Below are 21,395 nucleotides of genomic sequence, written 5' to 3'. Positions count from 1 at the left end.
CTGAGAAACATTCTGGCGGGACGATGCCAGCGAGAATCGAGTTCCAGTGAGAATCGTCTTCATGGGCACCCCGGACTTCGCGGTGCCGACCCTCGCGCGCATCGCCGCCGACGGCCACGTGCTCGCCGCCGTCTACACCCGCGCGCCGGCCCGCGCCGGGCGCGGCCTGGCCCTGAAGCCCTCGCCGGTCCACGCCCTCGCCGACAGCCTCGGCGTGCCGGTGCTGACGCCGGAGCGCCTCAAGGGCGAGGCCGCGGCCGAGACCTTCCGCGGGCACGGGGCCGACATCGCGGTCGTGGTCGCCTACGGCCTGCTGCTGCCGCAGGCGATCCTCGACATCCCGCGCCACGGCTGCCTCAACCTGCACGGCTCGCTGCTGCCGCGCTGGCGCGGCGCCGCCCCGATCCAGCGGGCCGTGATGGCGGGCGATGCCGAGAGCGGCGTCGGCGTGATGCGGATGGAAGCCGGCCTCGATACCGGCCCGGTGGCGCTGGAGGCGCGCCTGCCGATCGGGCCCGGCATGACGGCCGGCGCCCTGCACGACGCGCTGATGCCCCTCGGCGCCGACCTGATGAGCCGCGCCCTCGCCATGCTCGCGGCCGGCGAGCTCCGGTTCACGCCACAGGCCGCGGAGGGCGTCGTTTACGCCCACAAGATCACCAACGCGGAAGCCCGGATCGACTGGGGCCGCCCGGCCGCGATCGTGGCGCGCCACATCAACGGCCTCTCGCCCGCGCCGGGCGCCTTCTTCGAGGCCGACCTCGGCAAGGGGCCGGAGCGGGTCAAGGTGCTGCGGGCCGAGCCGGCGGAGGGCCGGGGCGTGCCCGGCACGCTGCTGGACGCCGCCGCCACCATCGCCTGCGGGGTCGGCGCCGTGCGGCTTTGCGCGCTGCGCCGCGCCGGCAAGGGCGGCACCGCGACGGGCCCGGACTTCCTGCACGGCGCCCGGCTCGAGCCGGGTACGCGCCTGCCGTGACCCCGTCGCGCTGATGCCCCGCTACAAGCTCGTCATCGAGTACGACGGCGCGCCGTTCCGCGGCTGGCAGCGCCAGGCCGAGGACCTGACGGTGCAGGGCGCGATCGAGGATGCGGTGATGCGCTTCTCGGGCGAGAGCGCGCGCCTCACCTGCGCCGGACGCACCGATGCGGGGGTGCACGCGACGCATCAGGTCGCCCATGTGGTCCTCGCCAAGGCCTGGCGCACCGACACGGTGCGGGATGCCGTGAACGCGCATCTGCGCCCGCTGCCGGTGGCGATCCTCTCGGCTGAGATCGTGGGCGAGGGCTTCGACGCGCGCCACTCCGCGATCCGCCGGCATTACCGCTACCGCATCCTGAACCGCCGCAGCCCCGCCGCGCTCACCCGCGCCCAGGTCTGGCACGTGCCCTGGGCGCTCGATGCCGGCCTGATGCACGAGGCCGCGCGGGGGCTCCTTGGGCACCACGACTTCACCGCCTTCCGGGCGGCCGAGTGCCAGGCGAACAGCCCGGTGCGCACCCTGGAGCAACTCGACGTGGCGCGGCTGCCCATGGGGCTGACGGACGAGATCGTGATCGCGACCTGCGCCCGCTCGTTCCTGCACCATCAGGTCCGCAGCATGGTCGGCACCCTGATGCTCGCGGGCTGCCGGCGCCTCAGTGCCGCGGAGGTCGCCGACATCCTCGCCAGCCGCGACCGGGCCCGCTGCGGCCCGATGGCGCCGGCCTGCGGCCTCACCTTCGTGGGCGTCGACTACGCGGCGAAATAGGCGTCGAGGACGCGCCCGTAGATCGCCGTCAGCCGCTCCAGGTCGGCGACGGCGACGCATTCGTCGGTCTGGTGCATGGTCTCGCCGACGAGGCCGAACTCGATCACCGGACAGGCGTCCTTGATGAAGCGCGCATCCGAGGTGCCCCCCGTCGTCGAGAGCTTCGGGGTCAGGCCGGTCTCGGCCCGGATCGCCTCCGCCACGAGATCCACGAAGGCGTCCGGCCGGGTCAGGAAGGCCGGCGCGTTCGAGGGCTGGAGATCGAGGCTGAAGCGGACGGCGTTGCCGGCCGCCCGCTCGAGGCGGCGGCGGATCTCGGCCCCGAGGGTCTCGGCGCTCCAGCCCTCGTTGAAGCGGATGTTGAAGACCGCGCGGGCATCGGCCGGGATCACGTTGGTGGCGGGGTTGCCGACGTCGATCGTGGTGAATTCGAGGTTCGAGGCGTCGAAATGCGCCGTGCCGCCGTCGAGGGGCTCGGTCGCGAGGGCGGAGGCGAGGCGCAGCATCCCGGGGATCGGGTTCTCGGCCCGGTGCGGGTAGGCGACGTGGCCCTGGCGCCCGTGCACCGTCAGCTTGCCGGTGAGCGAGCCGCGGCGGCCGATCTTGATCATCTCCCCGAGGCGGCTCGGGTTCGTCGGCTCGCCGAGCAGGCAATGGTCGAAGCGCTCGCCGCGGGCGCGGGCCCAGTCGAGGAGCTTCACGGTCCCGTTGATCGCCGGACCCTCCTCGTCGCCGGTGATCAGGAAGCCGATGGAGCCGCCGAAATCCGGGCCGTCGCGCCGCACGAAATCGAGGGCGCTCGCCAGCATGCAGGCGATGCCGCCCTTCATGTCGACGGCGCCGCGCCCGTAGAGCAGCCCGTCCTCGACGGAGCCCGCGAAGGGCCCGTGGCGCCAGGCCTCGACCGCGCCCGGCGGCACCACGTCGGTATGACCGGCAAAGAGGAGGTAGGGCGCCCCCGAACCGATGCGCGCGTAGAGGTTCTCGATGTCGGGGGTGCCGGGCTCCGAGAAGACCGGGCGCTCCACCCGGAAGCCGGCCTCCTCCAGCACGCGCTGCAGGAGGTCGAGGGCGCCGCCCTCCGCGGGGGTCACCGAGGGGCAGCGGATCAGGGCCTGGGCGAGGGCGAGCGGCGCGAGGTCTGTGGGCACGGGGGCGGGACGGCTTCGGCTTGCGGGGGTCGGACGCGGGTGCGAGCCGACACCCTAGAGGACCCGGGCCCAAAGAAAAGCCGGGCGCGGGCGGGGCCTCCCCGCCGTGCGGTCTTCCGCGCCGGCCCGTGCGGGACTAGATCCACCGGATGGCACTCTCCGGCGACGAGATCGAACGCTATGCCCGCCACCTCGTTCTGCGCGAGGTCGGCGGCCCCGGGCAGGCGCGGCTGAAGGCGGCCCGCATCCTCGTGATCGGCGCGGGTGGCCTCGGCGCGCCGCTGATCCAGTACCTCGCGGCGGCCGGCATCGGCACGATCGGCATCGCCGACGACGACTCCGTCTCGCTCTCGAACCTGCAGCGGCAGGTCATCCACACGACACCCGATCTCGGGCGCCCGAAGGTCGAGAGCGCGGCCGACGCGGTGGCCCGGCTCAATCCGCACGTGGAGGTCGTGGCCCACCCGTTGCGGATCACGGCCGAGAACGCCGACGCGCTGATCGCGCGCTACGACCTCGTGGCCGACGGCTCGGACAATTTCGCGACCCGCTACGCCGTCTCGGATGCCTGCTTCCGGGCCCGGCGGCCGCTGGTGACGGCGGCGCTCGGACAGTTCGACGGGTCGCTCACGACGATCCGCGCCCACGAGACCGGCGCGGACGGGCAGCCGAACCCGACCTATCGCTGCCTCTTCCCGAACCCGCCGCCGCCCGGCAGCGTGCCCCCCTGCGCGGAGGCGGGCGTTCTCGGGGCGCTCGCCGGCGTGATGGGCTCCCTGATGGCCATGGAGGTGCTCCGCGCCGTCGCGGGATTCGGCGAGCCCCTGGTCGGGCGCCTCCTCATGGTCGATGCGCGCTCCATGCGCTTCGAGACGCTGGCCTATGCCTGGGACGAGGCCAACCCGCTGAACGGCAGCGCAGCCTAGCCGATTCCCGCGTCTCGGATGTCGCGCGCGGCTCCCCGTCCCGAGGACGTCCGGATCTGAAGAAAATTGCCGAGCCGCCGGTCGAGCCGCCCGCTCGGTACGGGTTCGGACGCTCCGCCCTGGTAAAATAGTGCCGCGTCTCGTAAGCAGTTTGGCCCGAGATAAATCTGCGGACCCGGCGGGCGGGAGGAAACACGTGCTTCAGACCGATCTCCTGATCATCGGATGTGGTCTCCTGACCATCACGCTCGTCCTCGCCGGCTCGCTCTACACCCGCAGCCGCCACGGCACCCTGAAGGCCCGTTCGTAACCCCGGCACCGCCGGGTCCCGGCTCGCCGCGCGCGGGCGCCTCCGGATCGATCGATCGCTCCCGCGCTCGGTGGGCTCAGCCGCCGACGCGGCGCTGACGGCAGTCACACCGTGACGACGCAAGGCAGTCCCGTGAGGCACGGAGCCCGGCGATCGTCGGACGGCCTCGCCCGCGGCAGGTCCGCCGCGCGAAATGGATGGCCCGGCGCTGATCCCGGTCGCGGTCCGGGACCGCTAGCCGAATGAGGCGCGCGCCGACCGAACCGGCGCAGGCAACGGGCCGCGCTCCCGAAACACGGGCGCGATCCCCGGGTCGCGGCTTCACGTGCATGGCCCCGCATCCTCGTCGGCATCCGGACCACCGCCCGGCCAGCCGGAGGTGCCGTCCGATTCGCCGTGTCAGGACCGATGCTTCGTCCGATTGGCGAGGCTTGGGAATGGATAATTTTCGATCATCAGCAGCGAAGTGCCCAGTCTAACAGGACAAATATGCTCACCTATTCCCGAATAGATCCAAAATTGTCCTTGAAATTTTTTGTTCCATTGCTTTGCAAGACTTGCTATTCATGGACCTCGCCGAGTTTCACGGTGGCGATGCGTACGAAGAGCAGTAGGGGCTGACGGCAAAGCTCGATCGGGACAACGACGCACGCTCTCGCGGCGATGCGCAACCTGTATCGGGCCTGCCGAACCAGCCGGACCGGATTGGATGCGGTCGTCCGGCACTCCGATCATTCGACGATGGTGCAGGCTCGGCGCGAAGGCGTCGCGACAACGTGAGTCCACCTCATGCCGCGCTTCTTCCTTCACTTCAAAACACCGATTGAGACTCATCGCGATGAGGAGGGTTCGGTCTTCCCGAGCCTCGAGGACGCTTATCTCGACGTCTGCGACGCCATTCCGGACATCGCCGCGGACCTGTGGCGGAGTGCCCTGCGCGCCCGCAACGACGATCCGATCCGCTGCAGCTTCGAGATCGCGGATGCGCAGGGGCGCATCCTGATGGAGGTGCCCTTCGCGGAAATCCTCGATCCTCAGAGGTACCGGCGGCAGGCGGTGTTGCGGCCTGATCTCTGCTGAGACGCTGCGGCCCAGCTCCACGCCCGGTTCGCCACGGGAGTGGGGCCGACATGCGGCCGGTCGGCCGTCGCCGGACGACACCCGGAGAGGGAGGCGCGTCAGTGCAAGATGCCGGAGGATGCCGGGCGAGGTTGACGGCCGGCCTCCGACGCGGCCCTGGACGCGGCGGTCCTGGAATGCCCCGGCCAGACGTTGCAGGGGCGCGACGCGCCGATCCTGCGGGAAGCCCCGAACGCGGGGATCGCGTCGCCGCTCCAGGCGATCGATGCCCTCGATGCCTGCGGCGCCTTCGCCCCGGCGCCGGTCCGGGAGGCCCCGATCGTCCCGCGCGGGGCGGACGTCCTCGGCGCGCTCTGAGCGATCCTGCGCCGGCCTCCTCGCGCCCGGATCAGCGGCTGCCGGTGCTTCGGGGCAGGTCCCTCGGCAAAGCGCGGTCCGGCAGCACCGGGACATGACCGCCTCAGGCGGTGGCGAGGCAGCACTTCTTGAACTTCCGGCCGCTGCCGCACGGGCAGGGATCGTTGCGGCCGACATCCCGGAACAGGTTGCGGACGGGCTCGCCCGCGCCTTCGGCGGTCCAGGCGAGCGCCGCGACGGGGTCGTCGAGGTAGCCGAGGCCGCGCTCGTCGAGGTCGCGCCGGTCGTCGGGGCGGGTCTCGGCCCGGCGCAGGGCCGGCCTGAACCAGGCCGGGTCGCTGAACTCGTCGGTCAGCCGCCCGTCCTTGCGGGCGGCCTCGACGCGGGGCGCCAAGGCGCGCAGGCCGAGGAGCGCGATCGCCTCCTCCCAGCCGATCCAGCCGATATCGCCCTCGACGGCGACGCGCTTGTCGTCGAAGCGCATCAGCAGGTCGCGGACGGGATCGAGGGGGATCCGGCCGTCGCGCACGAGAAAGACCAGCGCCGCCAGTGCCTCGTTGCGCACGAGATCGTCGACCGTGGTGTCGAGGATGAGGGCGAACAGGCCGTCGGGCTCGCCGTCGTAGAGGCCGGCGAGCACCCGCGGCAGGGTCGTGCCCGCGGCGTCGCCCAGGAGATCCTCGAGGGTGTCGGCATCCTGCCGCAGCAGGCGCAGCAGCGGCGCGAAGGCCCGTGCGTCCCGCGCGGCGGCCAGCGCGTGAAGGCCCCAGAACAGCAGGTTCGCCTCACCGTCCGCGAGCTCGGTTCCGTCGCCCGCGGCCGCGATCAGCCGCAGCGTCTCGTCCGCGATGGCTGCGGGCTCGGCGGCGGCCCGGCGCAGAGCCTCCGCCGGGAGATGGTCCGCGCCGGAGAGTTCGGCGATCAGGGCGCTGTCCGGCATATCTCCCCTCCCGATCTCAGGACCGGAGGCTCGCGCCGGTCTTGCGCGACACCTCCGCGACGATGCGGGCGCTCACGGCCTCGATCTCCGCATCCGTCAGGGTCTTCTCGACGGGCTGCAGCCGCACCGCGATGGCGACCGACTTCGAGCCCTCGGGGATCCCCGTGCCCTCGTAGATGTCGAACACGTCGATGCCGGCGATGAGCTTGCGCTCGGCCGCCTGCGCGGCCCTCACGACGTCACCGGCCGGAACGTCGCGGGCGACCACGAAGGCGAAGTCGCGCGAGATCGGCTGGAACTCGGACAGGGCGAGCGCCGGCTTGACCTTGGTCGGCCTGTACTTCGGCGGCGGCAGGGCATCGAGCACGATCTCGAAGCCCACCAGCGTCCCCTTGAGGTCCAGGGCCTTGGCCACGCGCGGGTGGATCTCGCCGAAATGGCCCACCGGGTTCTTCGGGCCGAACTGGAGCGTCGCCGAGCGGCCGGGATGCAGCCAGGCTGGGCCGCCCGGCACCACCTGCAGGCCGCCGGTCGGGATGCCGAGGGCGGCCACGAGCGCCAGCGCGTCGGCCTTGGCCTCGAACACGTCGACGGACTCGGACGCGCCGTCCCAGTGGCGCCCGCTTCCCGCATGGCCGGCGGTCGCCCGGCGCACGGCCGCCGCCCGGATGGTCTGGCCCTCCGGCTGGTCGTCGGCGAAGCACTGGCCGACCTCGAACAGGGCGACGTCGGGGTAGCCCCGGTCGGCGTTGCGCTGCGCGGCCCGCAGCAGCCCGGGCACGAGGCTCGGGCGCATGTCGGACAGGTCCGAGGCGATCGGGTTCGCCAGCGCGAGGCTCGGGCCGCCGCCGCCGAACAGCACCGCGTCGTCGTGCGGGATGAAGGACCAGGTCACGGCCTCCATCAGGCCGCGGCTCGCCAGGGCGCGCTTGGCCGCGCGGGTGCGCCGCTGGATCACGGTCAGGACGGGTTTGGCCACCGCCGCCGCGAGGCGCGGCAGCGGCTTCGGCTCGATCCGGTCGAGCCCGGCGATGCGGATGATCTCCTCGACGAGGTCGGCCTTGCCCTCGATGTCGGGCCGCCACGAGGGGGACAGCACCTTCACCCGGTCGCCGGTGCCGGCGACGTGGAAGCCGAGGGTCTCCAGCGTCACCTTCATCTCGGCGCGCGAGAGCTCGATCCCGGCCAAGCGCCGTACCTCGGTCCAGGGGAAATCGATGATGCGCTCGACCTCCGGCGGCTCCCCGGCGACCACCGGCTGGGTCGGGATGCCGCCGCAGAGATCGAGGACGAGGCGGGTCGCCATGTCGAGGCCCGGCAGGGTGAAGGCCGGATCGACGCCGCGCTCGAAGCGGTAGCGCGCATCCGTGATGACGCCGAGGCGCCGCCCGGTCTGGGCGATGTTGGTCGGGTCCCAGAGCGCCGATTCGATCAGGACGTCGACGGTGCTCTCGTCGCAGCCCGAGGCCTCGCCGCCGATGATGCCGGCGATCGACTCGACCCCCCGCCCGTCCGCGATCACCACCGCGTCGTCGGTGAGGGCGTAGGTGCGGCCGTCGAGGGCCTTGATCGCCTCGCCCGCCTGGGCGCGGCGCACCTGCAGGCCGCCCGAGACCTTCGCGGCATCGAAGACGTGGAGCGGGCGGCCCCGGTCGAAGGTCATGTAGTTGGTGATGTCGACGAGCGCGTTGATCGGGCGCAGGCCGATCGCCCGGAGCCGCGCCTGCATCCAGGCCGGGGACGGGCCGTTCCTCACGCCGCGCACGAGGCGCAGCGCGAAGAGCGGGCAGAGGTTGCGGTCGGCCGGGTCGAACACGAGGCGAACCGGGACCGGGCAGGGCCCCTCCCCGCGCACCGGCGGCAGCGGCCCGTGCTTGAGGGTGCCGATGCCGGTCGCCGCGAGATCGCGGGCGATGCCGTGGATCGAGGTGCAGTCGGGCCGGTTCGGCGTGAGGTTGATCTCGATCACCGGATCGTCGAGCCCCGCATAGGCGGCGTAGGGCTGGCCGACGGGGGCGTCCCCGGGCAGGTCGAGGATGCCGTCGTGGTCGTCGCCGAGACCGAGCTCCGCGCCCGAGCAGAGCATGCCGCGGCTCTCGACACCGCGGATATGGCCCACCGCCAGGGTGATGTTCTTGCCCGGCACGTAGGTCCCGGGCGGCGCGAACACGGACGTCATGCCCGCCCGCGCGTTCGGGGCACCGCAGACCACCTGCAGCGGCTGCCCGTCCCCGGCATCGACGGTGCAGACCCGCAGGCGGTCGGCATTCGGGTGCTGCTCGGCGGTGAGCACCTTGGCGACGACGTAGGGCTTCAGCTCGGCGGCCTTGTCGGCGATGCCCTCCACCTCGAGCCCGATGCGCGTCAGCGTCTCGGCGATGGTGTCGAGGGAGGCCTCGGTGTCGAGGTGATCCTTGAGCCAGGAGAGGGTGAATTTCATGGGTGCCGTCCCTCGGTGCCCACCCCGCCGATCGAGCGGGGGCGCCGGCCAGGAAGATGAAGGAGCGACACGGGCCGAGTCCGGGTCGCCGCGGAGATCAGGTCAGCCCGTCAGCCCGCCGACGAGGCTCGGCACGTCGAGGGGCCGGAAGCCGTAATGGTCGAGCCAGCGCACATCCGCCTCGAAGAAGGGGCGCAGGTCCGGCATGCCGTATTTCAGCATGGCGATGCGGTCGATGCCGACGCCGAAGGCGAAGCCCTGGATGCCGTCCGGGTCGAGGCCGCAATTGCGCAGCACGTTCGGGTGGACCATGCCGCAGCCGAGGATCTCGAGCCAGTCCTCGCCCTCGCCGAAGCGGATCTCGCCGCCCTTGCGCGAGCACTGGATGTCGACCTCGGCCGAGGGTTCGGTGAAGGGGAAGAACGAGGGCCGGAAGCGCATCTTCACGTTCTCCACCTCGAAGAACGCCTTGCAGAACTCCTCCAGCACCCATTTGAGGTTCGCGATGTTGGCCGAGCGGTCGATCACGAGACCCTCGACCTGGTGGAACATCGGCGTGTGGGTCTGGTCCGAATCGTGCCGGTAGGTCCGGCCCGGGATGATCACCCGGATCGGCGGCGCCTCGGCCCGCATGGTGCGGATCTGGACCGGCGAGGTGTGGGTGCGCAGGACCTTGCGCTGGCCGTTCCGGTCGGGGGCGAGGAAGAAAGTGTCGTGCATCTCGCGGGCCGGGTGGCCGGGCGGGAAGTTCAGCGCCGTGAAGTTCAGCTCGTCCGTCTCGATGTCCGGCCCCTCCGCCACCGAGAAGCCCATATCGGCGAAGATCGCCGTGATCTCGTCGATGACCTGGCTGATCGGGTGGATGCGCCCGCCGAGCTCCGGCGCCTCGCGCACGGGGAGCGTGACGTCGACCCGCTCGGCGGCGAGCCGCGCCTCGAGGCCCGCCTCGGCCAGGGCCTCGCGCCGGGCCCCGAGGGCGCCCTGGACGCGGTCGCGCAGGCCGTTGATGAGGGGGCCGCGCGCCTTGCGCTCCTCGGGCGTCATCGACCCGAGTGTCTTCAGCAGGTCCGAGACGCTGCCCTTCTTGCCGAGGGCTGCGACGCGCACGGCCTCGAGGGCCGGCTCGTCGGCCGCCGCCTCCACCTGGGCGATCAGGTCGCGTTCGAGAGTGTCGAGATCGGTCATCGCTATCCTCGGCGCCATCCTCGGCCGGATGCGGCGTCAGGTTGATCCGCGGGTGGTTCTTCCGGGTCGCGCCGCCGGTTGCAAGCGCGCCGCGGCCCGTGGACCGCGGAAATACCCCCGGAAATGACGAAGGCGCGGCGCTGTTCCGCGCCGCGCCTCTCGCCTGGACATCCGTGTGCTGCGGGCTGCGCGCAGGCAGTCTTCGTCAGGCGGCCTTGGCGGCCGGCAGGGCGGCCTTGGCCTGCTCCACGACGGCCGCGAAGCTCGCGGGGTGATGGATGGCGAGCTCGGACAGGGCCTTGCGGTCGACCTCGATACCGGCGATCGCCAGGCCGTTGATGAAGCGCGAATAGGTCAGGCCCTGCTCGCGGACCGCGGCGTTGAGGCGCTGGATCCAGAGGGAGCGGAACGTACGCTTCTTGTTCTTCCGGTCGCGATAGGCATACTGCATGCCCTTCTCGACCGCCTGCTTGGCGATGCGGATCGTATTCTTGCGCCGGCCATAATAGCCCTTGGCGGCCTTGAGGACTTTCTTGTGCTTCGCGTGACTGGTCACGCCGCGCTTGACGCGGGCCATGGGATCTCTCCTGGATTATCGAAAAAGCAGTGTCGGCGGGTGAAGATTTACCGGCTGTTGGGCAGGAAATACTTCTTCACGTTGGCAGCATCGCCCTCGAACAGGGTCGTCGTGCCGCGCAGGTTGCGGATCTGCTTCGTCGTCCGCTTGATCATCCCGTGGCGCTTGCCGGCCTGGGCGTACATGACCTTGCCGGTTCCGGTGATCTTGAAGCGCTTCTTCGCGCTCGACTTCGTCTTCAGCTTGGGCATTTCGCTCTCCTTCGCGCAAAACACGTCCGGCCGGTGAGGACCGGAGCTTTGCGCACATTGGATGCTTCTGATGGAGCAACACGAACCGCCACGGCAGCCCTATCCAGCCGGGCGGTTCGACGCGGGCGGGCTTATGACAGAAAAGAGACGCGGTTTCAATCGCCTTGGTGGCCGGCGCCCGTCCCTGCCCGCGGGGCGCGGGCGGCCGAAGGCTGCGCCGGGGTCCCGATCCTGGCCCTTTTCCTGCTTCGTGCTTCAGCACGATTGCGGCGGACAAGGAGGATACTGGGGACATCTCGGGTCAGGCCGGCCTCACTTGTATCGCGCGCGACCCGACCGGAACCATAACCTTGGCTGTCAGTTTCGTTCATGTCCCACTCAGGCCGGATCGGGTTAGCTCTCCGAAACGTTCGCCTTCACAGGAGACTTTTTCGTGCGCATTGCCCAGATCGCCCCGCTGTCGGAGGCCGTTCCTCCGAAGTTCTACGGCGGCACCGAGCGCGTCGTGTCCTGGATCACCGAGGAGCTCGTCCGTCAGGGACACGACGTCACCCTCTTCGCGAGCGGCGACTCGGAGACCTCGGCGAAGCTCGCGGCCTGCACGCCCGAGGGCCTGCGCCTGCTCGGCTACCGGGACCACACCGCGAGCCACCTCGCCATGCTGCATCAGATCCGCCGCCGGGCGCACGAGTTCGATATCCTCCACTTCCATATCGACCTGCTGCAGTACCCGCTGTTCGAGGACCTGAACCACAAGTGCCTCACGACGATGCACGGGCGCCTCGACGTGCCGGACTTCATGCCGGTCTACAAGACCTTCACGGGCATGCCGCTGGTCTCGATCTCCGACAACCAGCGCGAGCCGATGCCCCCGACCGTGAATTGGCTCTCGACGATCCATCACGGCCTCCCGGCCGAGAACTGCCCGTATTACCCCGAAGCCAAGGGCGGCTACCTCGCCTTCCTCGGCCGGATCTCGCCGGAGAAGCGCCCGGACCGCGCCATCGAGATGGCGATCCGCTCGGGCGTGCCGCTGAAGATCGCCGCCAAGGTCGACAAGGCGGACCAGGATTACTGGGATGAGGTCATCGAGCCGATGATCCATCACCCGCTCGTCGAGTTCATTGGCGAGATCAACGAGGAGCAGAAGAAGGACTTCCTTGGCAACGCCCTGGCGCTCGCCTTCCCGATCGACTGGCCGGAGCCCTTCGGCCTCGTCATGATCGAGGCGATGTCGGCGGGCACGCCCGTGATCGCCTTCCGCAACGGCTCCGTGCCCGAGGTGATCGCCGACGGCGTCAGCGGCGTCCTCTGCGAGAGCATGGACGACGCGGTCGCGGCGGTCGACAAGGTGAAGACCATGAGCCGTGCCGGCGTGCGCCGCCACTTCGAGGGGCAGTTCACCGCCGAGTGCATGGTCAAGAAGTACGTCGCCGCCTACCAGCAGCTCATCGCCGGCCAGCACGAGGTGATCAAGCTCCCGACCGCGGCGGCCTTCGCCCCGCATTACGGCGAGCTGAACGGCTCGGCCCGCCCCTCCCTCTCGGTCGCCGCCATGCCGGCCTGACGCGGGGACCGGTCCGGACCCCGGCAGGGCTCCGGACCGCACGGCACCGGGCTTGCAAGGGTTACCAAGTCCTGTCCGGCGTCGTAAGATCGCCTAACTGAGACGGTCCGAAGGGCCGCCGCTTCGCCCGTGAGCGATTCGGCGGCCCTTTCGATTCGCGTCCCTCGACATTCGGAGATGCCCAAGCATGGCGGCAGAAGACATGACGGCGAAGGCGCATCCCGCCGCGAGCCAGACGCCGCAGCGCGTCCACGGGTTTCAGGACGCCGACGAGGTTCTTCCGCAGTACCATATCGAGGCGCAGACCTCCCTGGTCGAGCGCCCGCTGCGCTCGCTCAAGTTCGGCGAGGCCTTCGCGGTGCTCGACAGCTACGGCGATGTCGGCGTCCTGCCGGGCCCCGAGGGCCTCTACTTCCAGGACACGCGCTATCTCTCGCGCCTGCACCTCACCGTCGAGGACCAGCGCCCGCTCCTGCTCTCCTCGGTGATGCAGGACGATAACGGGGCGCTCAGCGTCGACATGACGACCCCGGACATCCGCATCGACGCCCACGACGAATCGACGATCCCCCGCGAGGTGATCGCGATCGAGCGCACCAAGTTCCTGTTCCGCGGCGCCTGCTACGACCGCATCGGCCTGCGCTCCTTCGATACGCGCCACCGCAACTTCCGCATCGGCATCACCTTCGACGCCGATTTCCGCGACCTGTTCGAGGTGCGCGGCACCAACCGGACCCATCACGGCAAGCGCTCGGTGCTGGTGGCGAGCGACCACGAGGTCCAGTTCCGCTACGTCGGCCTCGACGACGTGGTGCGCACGACGAGCCTTCACTTCGGCCCGAAGCCCCGCCTCATCGAGCCCGGACGGGCCGAGTTCGAGGTCTCCCTCGCGCCGGGCGAGCGCGCCTCGATCTTCGTGCGGGTCGTCTGCGAATCGCACCGCGCCTTCACCAGCGCCCCCGCGGCCCAGAAGGTCGGCGAGGACGCGGCCGCGGGCCTCGCCTTCGCGGCGGGCAGCACGGCGGAACGTCCCCCGAAGGGCCTGTCGGAGGGCGTCATCTTCGCCCGCGCCTATCGCGACGCGCGCCGCGACCTGCGCCAGCTGACCGCGGGCATCACCACGATCATCTCCTCGAACGACCAGTTCAACGAGGCCGCCTGCCGGGCCACCGCCGACCTCTACATGCTGGCGAGCCGCACGCCGGAGGGGATCTACCCGTTCGCGGGCATCCCCTGGTACTCCACGGTGTTCGGGCGCGACGGCATCATTACGGCCATGATGGCGCTCTGGATCGACCCGAACTTCGCCAGGGGCGTGCTGCGCTACCTCGCCTCGACGCAGGCCAAGGCAGTCGATCCCGCCGCCGACGCGCAGCCCGGCAAGGTTCTGCACGAGACCCGGCGCGGCGAGATGGCGATGCTCGGCGAGGTGCCGTTCCGCCACTATTACGGGACGATCGACGGCACGCCGCTCTTCGTTATGCTGGCCTGGGAGTACTACGCCGTCACGGGCGACCGGGACACCATCGCCACGATCTGGCCGGCCCTCGAACTCGCCCTGACCTGGATGAACGAGTACGGCGACCGGGACGGCGACGGCTTCGTCGAGTACGCCCGCGACACCGACAAGGGCCTGGAGAACCAGGGCTGGAAGGACAGCCACGATTCGATCTTCCACGCCGACGGACAGCTCGCCAAGGGGCCGATCGCGCTCTGCGAGGTGCAGGGCTACGTCTACGCCGCCAAGAACGGCATGGCGAAGCTTTCCGCGATGCTCGGCCACGACGCCATGGCGGAGGCCCTGACGCACCAGGCCCGTGCCCTGCGGGAGGCCTTCGACAAGGCGTTCTGGAACGATGCGATCGGCACCTACGTGCTGGCGCTCGACGGCGAGAAGCGGCAATGCGCGGTGCGCTCCTCGAATGCGGGGCACGCCCTCTATACCGGGATCGCCCTGCCGGAACGCGCGGCGAGTGTCGCGACCCAGCTCTTGTCGAAGGACGGGTTCAACGGCTGGGGCGTGCGCACGATCGCCCGCGGCGAGGCGCGCTACAACCCGATGTCGTACCACAACGGCTCGATCTGGCCGCACGACAACGCCATCATCGCGCTGGGCCTCGCCCGCTACGACCTCAAGCCCGAGGCCAGCCGGATCTTCCAGGGCATGTTCGAGACGGCGCTGTATCAGGACCAGAAGCGCCTGCCGGAACTGTTCTGCGGCTTCATGCGCCGGCGCCAGCGCGGGCCGGTCTCCTACCCGGTCGCCTGCTCGCCGCAGGCCTGGGCGGCGGCGGCCCCCTTCGCCTTCCTGGCGGCGTGCCTCGGTCTCGAGATCGACCACAACCGCAACCGCGTCCGCTTCCGCAACCCGACGCTGCCGGCCTTCCTCGACGGGGTTTCGATCTTCAACCTGAAGCTCGGGAACTCGCGCATCGACATCCGCCTCGAGCGCCACCACGACGACGTCACCGTCAACGTGCTGCGCCGGACCGGCGATGCGCAGGTGGCGTTGCTGAAATAGTCTGACGGCGCGAGCGGGTGGGAGGCGCGACGCCGTCTACCCGCCGCGGGCGGCGCGGCTCAGAGACCGAGGCGCCGCCGAAGGCCCGCGAGGCCGCGCGCGGCTTGCATCGCCTTGAGACGGTCGAGACGCTCACCGGCGCGGCATCCGATCAGGTCGGTGTTGCAGTGGTGCTCGATCAGATGGGTGTGCAGGAACTGGTAGACGCCCATCCGGCGCACGTCGGTGAGGCGCCCGTATCGCCAGACATGCAATTCCGAAAAGGTGTCGAGCAGGCGCTCCAGGAAGCGGCGCGGGCTGCGGTCGTAGGACGCGATCTGGCACCACGAGTTGAACTCGAGCATCACGAGCGGGTCGAAGCGCGCGAGCGTCGCGGTGGCGCCGGCCAGTGCCTCCTCCTCGAACCCCTCGATGTCCATCTTGATGAAGTCGAGGCGCTCGAGGCCGCGCTCGGAGACGAGGTTGTCGAGGGTGCGCAGCGGGACCGGCGTGCCGCGGGAGGCCGCCATGTCGGCCTCGGCGACGACGTAGCCGAAGGTCGAGTTGTCGAAGAACGGGACGCTGCCCTCCTGAGCGCCGACGGCGCAGTGGATCGGGCGGATGATCGAGGCCCCGTGCTCGAAGACGTTCCGGGTCAGGGCCGCGAAGTTCCGCGGCGCGGCCTCGATGGCGTGGATGCGCCCGCGGGTGGTGATGTCGGCGGCGATGAGCGCGGTGAGGCCGATATTCGCCCCGACGTCGAAGGTCACGGAATCCGGCCGCAGAACGGCTTCGCAGAGGTGCCGGAAATGCCGGAAGCCGCGCCCGTTGGTGTAGCGGGAGAAGGCGTAATCGCCGGCCGGCGCGTGGATCCGCCGGATACGGCCGGCGAGCGGCACCCGCCGCGAGAGGAAAGCGTCGCTCAACAGGGGATCACGCGAAAACGAGGCGCCGCCCCGGGGAGAGGCGGCGCGAACAACGATCGGGATTCATCGATCCGGGCCGTGTCACGCCTCAGCGCGGCGCGAGGATCATGATCATCTGGCGGCCTTCGAGCATCGGCTCGCTCTCGACCTTGGCGATCTCGGCGGTCTCGGACTTCACGCGCTCGAGCAGGCGCAACCCGATATCCTGGTGCGCCATCTCGCGACCGCGGAACCGAAGCGTGACCTTGACCTTGTCGCCCTCCTCGAAGAAGCGATGCACGGCCTTCATCTTCACGTCGTAATCGTGCTTGTCGATGCCGGGTCGGAGCTTGATCTCCTTCACCTCGACCGTCTTCTGCCGCTTGCGGGCCTCATTCTGCTTCTTCTGTTCGTTGAAGCGGAAGCGCCCGTAATCGAGGAACTTGCAGACGGGTGGCGTGGAGTTCGGCGCGATCTCGACGAGATCGAGGCCCGCTTCTTCGGCCATCTGAAGGGCGTCAAAGAAGGGAACGACACCGCGATTCTGTCCGGTATCGTCGATGAGCTGGACTTCACGAACGCCGCGGATGTCCCGGTTGGCGCGCGGCCCGTCCTTCTGCGGGGCCGGCATGGCTCTCATAGGTCTACGAATGGCTGTAATCTCCTCAATCAACAACGAAACGGCCGCCTGCGGCATCACCCACCGGGCTGCCCTGACCGCCGATCGCTCCGGCCTTTCCCGGATGCGACACCTTGGCCGAACCGCGCGACAAGTCAACATCGGTCGATTGCTTTGGTTCATGTGTCGCGGCGCGATGTCACTCGCAAACCACGAAGTTTTACCAAAATGTCCGGGCCCGGACTGAGCCGCCGAACTCAGCCGTGCAGGAGCTTCGTGTAGACCGCGAGGGTGTCGCCGACCATGCGCTCCAGCGAGAAGTGGCTCTCCACATGCGCCCGGCCGCGGCGCACCAGGGCGTCGCGGGCGCTGGCGCCGAGGGACAGGGCCTCGGCCAATGCCCCCGCCAGCGCGTTCGGGTCGCCCGCCGGCACCCGCCATCCGGTCCGCTGCGCGGGCGGCACGTCGGGCGGGCTGAGCACGGTCTCCGGAACGGCCCCGAGATCCGAGACCACGACCGGGGTGCCGAGCGCCTGCGCCTCGACGGCCGAGCGGCCGAAGGCCTCCGGCTCGGTCGACGGCACCGCCACGACCGACGCGGCCCGGAAGGCCGCCGGCATGTCCGCGCAATGCCCGACGCGGCGCACGATGCCCTGCAGGCCTCGGGCGGCCACGAGGGCGTCGAGGTCGCGCTCGTAGGCGACCCGGCCCTGGGGATCGCCCGCGAGCACGATGGCGAGATCCCCGATGCCCCGGTCGCGCATCAGCGCCGCGGCCTCGATCAGGACGCGCTGGCCCTTCCAGGCGGTGAGTCGCGCCGCGAGGAGCACGACCCGCTCGTGCGGCGCCACACCCCAGGCCCGGCGCAGCGCCTCGACCCGGCCGGGCCCGATCGCCACGGGGTTGAAGGTCGCGAGGTCGGTGCCGCGATGGATCACCCGCACCCGGTCGCCCGCCTGATCGGCATGCAGGCTTCGGATCAGGTCCGCCGTGTAGTGGGAATTGGCGATGACGACGTCGCCGCGCGCCATCACGGAATTGTACAGCACCTTAACGCCGGTCCGGCCCGAATAGCTGCCGTGATAGGTCGTCACGAACGGGATCTTGAGACGCCGCGCCGCGCCGAGGGCGACCCAGGCCGGGGCGCGGGAGCGGGCGTGGATGATCTGCACGTTCTCGCGCCGGCACAGGCGCATCAGGCGGCCGACATTCAGCGCCATCGCGACCGGATTCTTCGCCGCTGCCGGAAACGGCAGCCAGACGCCGCCCTTGGCCTGGAGCTCGCCGACGAGCCGGCCGCCCTCTGTCGCCACGAGGGCCTTCGCGCCGGCCGCCGCGAGCGCGGCGGCGACATCGACGGTGGTGCGCTCGGCGCCCCCGGCATCGAGCTCGGGGATGATCTGGAGGATGCGGGCCCCGGCGAGGGGCGCGACCTCGGACGGGAAGCCGATCGTGGGACGGACGTGACCGTTCATAGCGGGAACGCTCCGCGCGGATCGCCTGCCGTCCGTGCCGTGACCCGGCCATCCGCTCTGGTTCCGCTCATGGTCGCAGGATCGTCGCGGCGCTTTACGGTTGGGTAAACGGAAGCCTTGCGCGGCGCGTTCAAGTTGAACGATTCGCAGGGTGCACCCTTCGAGCGGGATGAGGGATCGGTATGACGGATGACGGACACGAGAGTACGCAAGGGGACCTAACGTTCATCGAGGTCGGGACCGGCGGCGCGCGGCGGCGGATCGCCGTGAAGGTGCGGGAGGGCGCCGGCCCGCCCGTGGTCTGGCTCGGAGGATTCCGCTCCGACATGGGCGCCACCAAGGCGATGGCGGTGGATGGCTGGGCGGAGAGTGCCGGGCGCAGGTTCGTGCGCTTCGATTATTCCGGGCACGGTGCGTCCGGCGGCGACTTCGCGTCATGCACGATATCCACATGGCTCGCCGACGCGGAGGCCGTGCTCGCGGCCTTCGCGCCGGAGCGCCCGGTGCTGATCGGCTCGTCGATGGGGGGCTGGGTCGCCTGCCTGGCGGCCCGCGACCGCCTACGGCGGGGCGAGGCCGCGGCGGCGGGCCTGGTGCTGATCGCGCCGGCCCTCGACTTCACCGAGGACCTGATGTGGGCGCAGTTTCCGCCGGAGGTGCGCGCGACACTGGAGCGCGACGGGGTCTGGCTGCGGCAGAGCGCCTACGCGCCCGAGCCCGACCCGATCACCATGGCGCTGATCGAGGACGGCCGGGCGAACAGCCTCCTGGGCGGCCCGCTCGATCTCGGATGTCCGGTCCACATCCTCCAGGGAATGGAGGATCCGGACGTGCCGCACCCGCACGCCTTCAAGATCCTGGACAGATTGCCGAGGGCCGGAGCGGTCCTGACCCTGATCGCGGACGGCGACCACCGCCTGTCGCGGCCGCAGGACATCGCGCGGCTGATCGGGGCGGTGGCCGAGGTCCCCTGAGCGGAGATCGCCTGGGCGGAGGGCGCCCGCGCTCGCGCGGGCGCCGCGCCTGCCGCTAGTGCAGGCTCACGGTGTGGAGGTCGTGGGCCATGGCGTTCGCCACCACCACGTCGCGCGAATCGGCGACCAGGATCGGGGCACCGCTGGCGGAGAGGAGCGCGAACAGCTCGAGGCCGGGCGTCAGGTCCGGGGCCTGGGGAAAGAAGCGCTTCACCTCGTCCGAACGGATCGGGCGCACGTAGGCGATGTGCCCTTCGCCGAGCGCGGCGAGATCGGCGGGCTGGAAGTCGGCGGGATCGAGGTCCGCGGCCGTGATGGGATTCTGGCTCAGTTCGGTCATGTCATGCCCTCCTTTCGAGGCAGAGCGTTCGGCCGGTTGGCGTCCCGTAGCGACGACCCGGCCTGGCATGGAGATGGTGGCTCCCGGTCCCGGGTTCAATCGCGCGAGGCGATGGCGATCTTGCGCACGACCCGCTCGGGGTCGGGACGGACGAGGTCGATGGAGAGCAGACCGTTCGAGAGGTCGGCCCCCAACACCTTCATGCCGTCGGCGAGCAGGAAGGCCCGCTGGAACTGGCGCGCCGCGATGCCGCGATGGAGGAACTGGCGCTCGCGCTCCTCGATCTGACGGCCCCGGACGACGAGCTGGTTCTCCTCCAGCATCACGTCGAGCTGGTCGAGGGTGAACCCGGCCACCGCCAGGGTGATGCGGAGCCGCTCGGGCTCCTGCTCGGTGCGCGGCAGGCGCTCGATATTGTAGGGTGGATACCCGTCATTGGCGGCCTTCGACACGCGGTCGAGCGCTTGCTCGATCTCGTCGAAGCCGAGAAGGAACGGGTGTCCGAACGGAGAAACGCGCGTCATCGGCAGAAATCGGTCCCTTGCGAAGCCCTCAATGTCGGCAGACAGGCACTTCGTGGTTGGAGCCCGCGGCCGCAGCGCTCCGGCCGGCGCGCCGGCGCCGGTCCCGGAAAATATGGAGGGCCCGACCGAGGCCATCAAGGTTGCCATCCACAGGTTGAAGGCCGCCTCGAACGACCTTCGGGCGCTCCCGGTCGGACGCGACGCGCGCCGCGAGCCCCAAATCGGGAGCAAGTGGCAGGTTTGCACGGGATAATTCGGCAGCCTCCGGATGATACGTCTCAAAGGCCCAGAGTAACAGTTTGGAATTACTCTCAAATTCAGCGCAGACCTTGATCCCGGGGCCGCACCTCGGATACTTCCGGCCGCGAGCGTCATGCGGGTTCGGTGAGCGGGACCGTCCCGGCGGGTTCTGCCTGGCCGGTCTTGCGCTTGCTCGGAGGCCGAATGAGCGCGTCGTCGATCCCGTCCGTCCACGATCGGATGCTGAAGGTTGCCGAGGTGTGCGGCGACGACGCGGATGTCCTCGCCCTGTCGGTCGCCCGGTTCGTGGCCTCCGGCTACATGACGAGCGACGTGGCCTGCTGGGATGCGGCCTTCGACGGCGCCGAGCGGCTCCTCGGCCCCCGCGACGGCGGCCGCCTCGTCTCGGGGGTGGTCGGCATCATGCGGGCGCTGCGGGCCGAGCGGGAGGGAGACTGGCAGTTCATGCCGGCGACCTGCTGCCGGGTGACCGGCAACGAATGCGCCCTGGTCGCGCTGATCGGCCGCGGACGGCGGCGGCTCTGGGACGAGGTCGGTCGGGAGGCCGCCGCGATCACGGGCCGCCCCGAGGCGCCGAGGCTCGCCGCGGCGGTGCGCGACGCGGCCGAGGCGATCAACGCCGCGGCACGCCAGCTCGGCGGCGAGGCGCCTCCGAGCGGGGCGGTCCTGCACTGATGCGGGTGCCGTCCGGGCGGCGATCACGAATCGGGGGGCCGACGGAGCCGCCGAGACGAGGAACGGTTGGGAGTACGGGACTGGTGATGGAGAACGTGCAGGTGCTCATGCAGGCAACGCCCTGGAACCTCGGTCCGCTGGCCCGCGCGGCCGCGGCCTGCCTCGCGATGGCGCTGATCCCGTCCGCCGGGGCCCTGGCTCAGGAGACCGCACCGTCCGCTGCCCCGAAGGCCGCCCCGATCAAGCTGCAGCTCAACCGCCTGGAGCCGGCCGGCGAGTCCTGCCGCACCTATCTGCTCGTCGACAACAGCCAGGGCACCGCCCTGAAGTCCCTCAAGGTCGACCTCTTCGCGTTCGACCAGGAGGGTGTGGCGCAGAAGCGCATCGCCGTCGAGCTCGGCCCGCTGCCCGACAAGAAGACCAGCGTGAAGATCTTCGACTTCACCGGCATCTCCTGCCCCAAGATCGGCCGCGTCCTCCTCAACGACGTCCTCGCCTGCGAGGGCGGCGAGGCGAGCCGCGAGACATGCCTCGAGCGCACCGAGACCGAGACGAAGACCAGCGTTCCCCTCGATCGCTGAGGCCCGAGC

The 21,395-nt window shown here is 70.4% G+C and carries 21 protein-coding genes; 10 read left to right on the top strand and 11 right to left on the bottom strand.

Annotation, left to right across the window (positions count from 1 at the left end; translation table 11 throughout):
• The first annotated feature begins 61 nt into the window (after window positions 1-61).
• Both fmt and truA read left to right on the top strand, forming a co-directional pair.
• Window positions 62-976, top strand: a complete 915-nt coding sequence (fmt, locus tag F6X51_RS00830) for a methionyl-tRNA formyltransferase (protein WP_191969972.1) — start codon at window positions 62-64, stop codon at window positions 974-976.
• Window positions 977-989: 13 nt separating this feature from the next.
• A complete protein-coding gene (truA, locus tag F6X51_RS00825; protein ID WP_150961030.1) occupies window positions 990-1,748 on the top strand; it encodes a tRNA pseudouridine(38-40) synthase TruA in 759 nt (252 codons plus the stop codon).
• On the opposite strand, the gene dapE is transcribed toward truA, so the two are convergent.
• Window positions 1,733-2,899 carry a succinyl-diaminopimelate desuccinylase gene (gene dapE / locus F6X51_RS00820; RefSeq protein ID WP_150961028.1) on the bottom strand — a complete coding sequence of 389 codons (1,167 nt, stop codon included), beginning with the start codon at window positions 2,897-2,899 and terminating at the stop codon, window positions 1,733-1,735. The two genes, truA and dapE, sit on opposite strands and share 16 nt — an antisense overlap.
• A gap of 149 nt (window positions 2,900-3,048) precedes the next feature.
• Between dapE and F6X51_RS00815 the strand changes: the two genes are divergently transcribed.
• From F6X51_RS00815 to F6X51_RS27645, 3 genes are all read left to right on the top strand, one after another.
• Window positions 3,049-3,825: a HesA/MoeB/ThiF family protein gene (locus F6X51_RS00815; RefSeq protein ID WP_150961026.1), complete on the top strand. Its 777-nt coding sequence runs from the start codon at window positions 3,049-3,051 to the stop codon at window positions 3,823-3,825.
• A gap of 1,099 nt (window positions 3,826-4,924) precedes the next feature.
• Window positions 4,925-5,215: a DUF6894 family protein gene (locus F6X51_RS00810; RefSeq protein ID WP_150961024.1), complete on the top strand. Its 291-nt coding sequence runs from the start codon at window positions 4,925-4,927 to the stop codon at window positions 5,213-5,215.
• Between the two features lie 192 nt (window positions 5,216-5,407).
• Window positions 5,408-5,572, top strand: a complete 165-nt coding sequence (locus tag F6X51_RS27645; RefSeq protein ID WP_191969971.1) for a hypothetical protein — start codon at window positions 5,408-5,410, stop codon at window positions 5,570-5,572.
• 103 nt (window positions 5,573-5,675) lie between these two features.
• Here the strand turns inward: F6X51_RS27645 and F6X51_RS00805 are convergent, their stop codons facing one another.
• The 5 genes from F6X51_RS00805 to rpmI form a co-directional block, all read right to left on the bottom strand.
• On the bottom strand, window positions 5,676-6,512 hold the full coding sequence (locus F6X51_RS00805; RefSeq protein ID WP_150961022.1) for a DUF1186 domain-containing protein: 837 nt from the start codon (window positions 6,510-6,512) through the stop codon (window positions 5,676-5,678).
• A gap of 16 nt (window positions 6,513-6,528) precedes the next feature.
• On the bottom strand, window positions 6,529-8,952 hold the full coding sequence (gene pheT, locus F6X51_RS00800; protein WP_150961020.1) for a phenylalanine--tRNA ligase subunit beta: 2,424 nt from the start codon (window positions 8,950-8,952) through the stop codon (window positions 6,529-6,531).
• A 102-nt stretch (window positions 8,953-9,054) separates the two neighbouring features.
• Window positions 9,055-10,137, bottom strand: a complete 1,083-nt coding sequence (gene pheS, locus F6X51_RS00795) for a phenylalanine--tRNA ligase subunit alpha (protein ID WP_150961018.1) — start codon at window positions 10,135-10,137, stop codon at window positions 9,055-9,057.
• A 205-nt stretch (window positions 10,138-10,342) separates the two neighbouring features.
• Window positions 10,343-10,714, bottom strand: coding sequence for a 50S ribosomal protein L20 (gene rplT, locus F6X51_RS00790; protein ID WP_150961017.1), 372 nt, complete (start codon window positions 10,712-10,714; stop codon window positions 10,343-10,345).
• Between the two features lie 47 nt (window positions 10,715-10,761).
• Window positions 10,762-10,965, bottom strand: a complete 204-nt coding sequence (rpmI, locus tag F6X51_RS00785; protein ID WP_150961015.1) for a 50S ribosomal protein L35 — start codon at window positions 10,963-10,965, stop codon at window positions 10,762-10,764.
• Window positions 10,966-11,398: 433 nt separating this feature from the next.
• On the opposite strand from rpmI, the gene F6X51_RS00780 reads away from it, so the two are divergent.
• Entirely contained in the window at window positions 11,399-12,532 is a 1,134-nt protein-coding gene (locus F6X51_RS00780) for a glycosyltransferase family 4 protein (RefSeq protein WP_150961013.1), read from the top strand.
• 187 nt (window positions 12,533-12,719) lie between these two features.
• Window positions 12,720-15,053: an amylo-alpha-1,6-glucosidase gene (locus F6X51_RS00775; RefSeq protein WP_150961011.1), complete on the top strand. Its 2,334-nt coding sequence runs from the start codon at window positions 12,720-12,722 to the stop codon at window positions 15,051-15,053.
• Between the two features lie 59 nt (window positions 15,054-15,112).
• Here the strand turns inward: F6X51_RS00775 and F6X51_RS00770 are convergent, their stop codons facing one another.
• From F6X51_RS00770 to F6X51_RS00760, 3 genes are all read right to left on the bottom strand, one after another.
• Window positions 15,113-15,958, bottom strand: coding sequence for an FkbM family methyltransferase (locus F6X51_RS00770; protein ID WP_191969970.1), 846 nt, complete (start codon window positions 15,956-15,958; stop codon window positions 15,113-15,115).
• Between the two features lie 88 nt (window positions 15,959-16,046).
• On the bottom strand, window positions 16,047-16,568 hold the full coding sequence (infC, locus tag F6X51_RS00765; RefSeq protein ID WP_246696561.1) for a translation initiation factor IF-3: 522 nt from the start codon (window positions 16,566-16,568) through the stop codon (window positions 16,047-16,049).
• Window positions 16,569-16,813: 245 nt separating this feature from the next.
• Complete coding sequence (locus tag F6X51_RS00760; RefSeq protein ID WP_150961008.1) at window positions 16,814-18,031, bottom strand: glycosyltransferase family 4 protein; 1,218 nt, start codon at window positions 18,029-18,031, stop codon at window positions 16,814-16,816.
• 182 nt (window positions 18,032-18,213) lie between these two features.
• On the opposite strand from F6X51_RS00760, the gene F6X51_RS00755 reads away from it, so the two are divergent.
• Window positions 18,214-19,005 carry an alpha/beta fold hydrolase gene (locus tag F6X51_RS00755; protein WP_150961006.1) on the top strand — a complete coding sequence of 264 codons (792 nt, stop codon included), beginning with the start codon at window positions 18,214-18,216 and terminating at the stop codon, window positions 19,003-19,005.
• A 55-nt stretch (window positions 19,006-19,060) separates the two neighbouring features.
• Here F6X51_RS00755 and F6X51_RS00750 read toward each other — a convergent pair whose 3' ends face one another.
• Window positions 19,061-19,345 carry a BQ00720 family protein gene (locus tag F6X51_RS00750; RefSeq protein WP_150961004.1) on the bottom strand — a complete coding sequence of 95 codons (285 nt, stop codon included), beginning with the start codon at window positions 19,343-19,345 and terminating at the stop codon, window positions 19,061-19,063.
• A gap of 95 nt (window positions 19,346-19,440) precedes the next feature.
• Entirely contained in the window at window positions 19,441-19,869 is a 429-nt protein-coding gene (locus tag F6X51_RS00745) for an Hsp20 family protein (protein WP_150961003.1), read from the bottom strand.
• Window positions 19,870-20,313: 444 nt separating this feature from the next.
• Between F6X51_RS00745 and F6X51_RS00740 the strand changes: the two genes are divergently transcribed.
• Together F6X51_RS00740 and F6X51_RS00735 are read left to right on the top strand one after the other, a co-directional pair.
• On the top strand, window positions 20,314-20,805 hold the full coding sequence (locus tag F6X51_RS00740) for a hypothetical protein (protein ID WP_150961001.1): 492 nt from the start codon (window positions 20,314-20,316) through the stop codon (window positions 20,803-20,805).
• 86 nt (window positions 20,806-20,891) lie between these two features.
• Window positions 20,892-21,386 (top strand): Tat pathway signal protein, encoded by a 495-nt coding sequence (locus tag F6X51_RS00735; RefSeq protein ID WP_407658404.1) that lies wholly within the window; start codon window positions 20,892-20,894, stop codon window positions 21,384-21,386.
• Window positions 21,387-21,395 lie beyond the last annotated feature (9 nt).

Origin of the sequence: Methylobacterium planeticum, assembly GCF_008806345.1 — a bacterium.
GTDB lineage: Bacteria > Pseudomonadota > Alphaproteobacteria > Rhizobiales > Beijerinckiaceae > Methylobacterium > Methylobacterium planeticum.
This window is presented reverse-complemented; position numbering and strand designations above follow the sequence as displayed.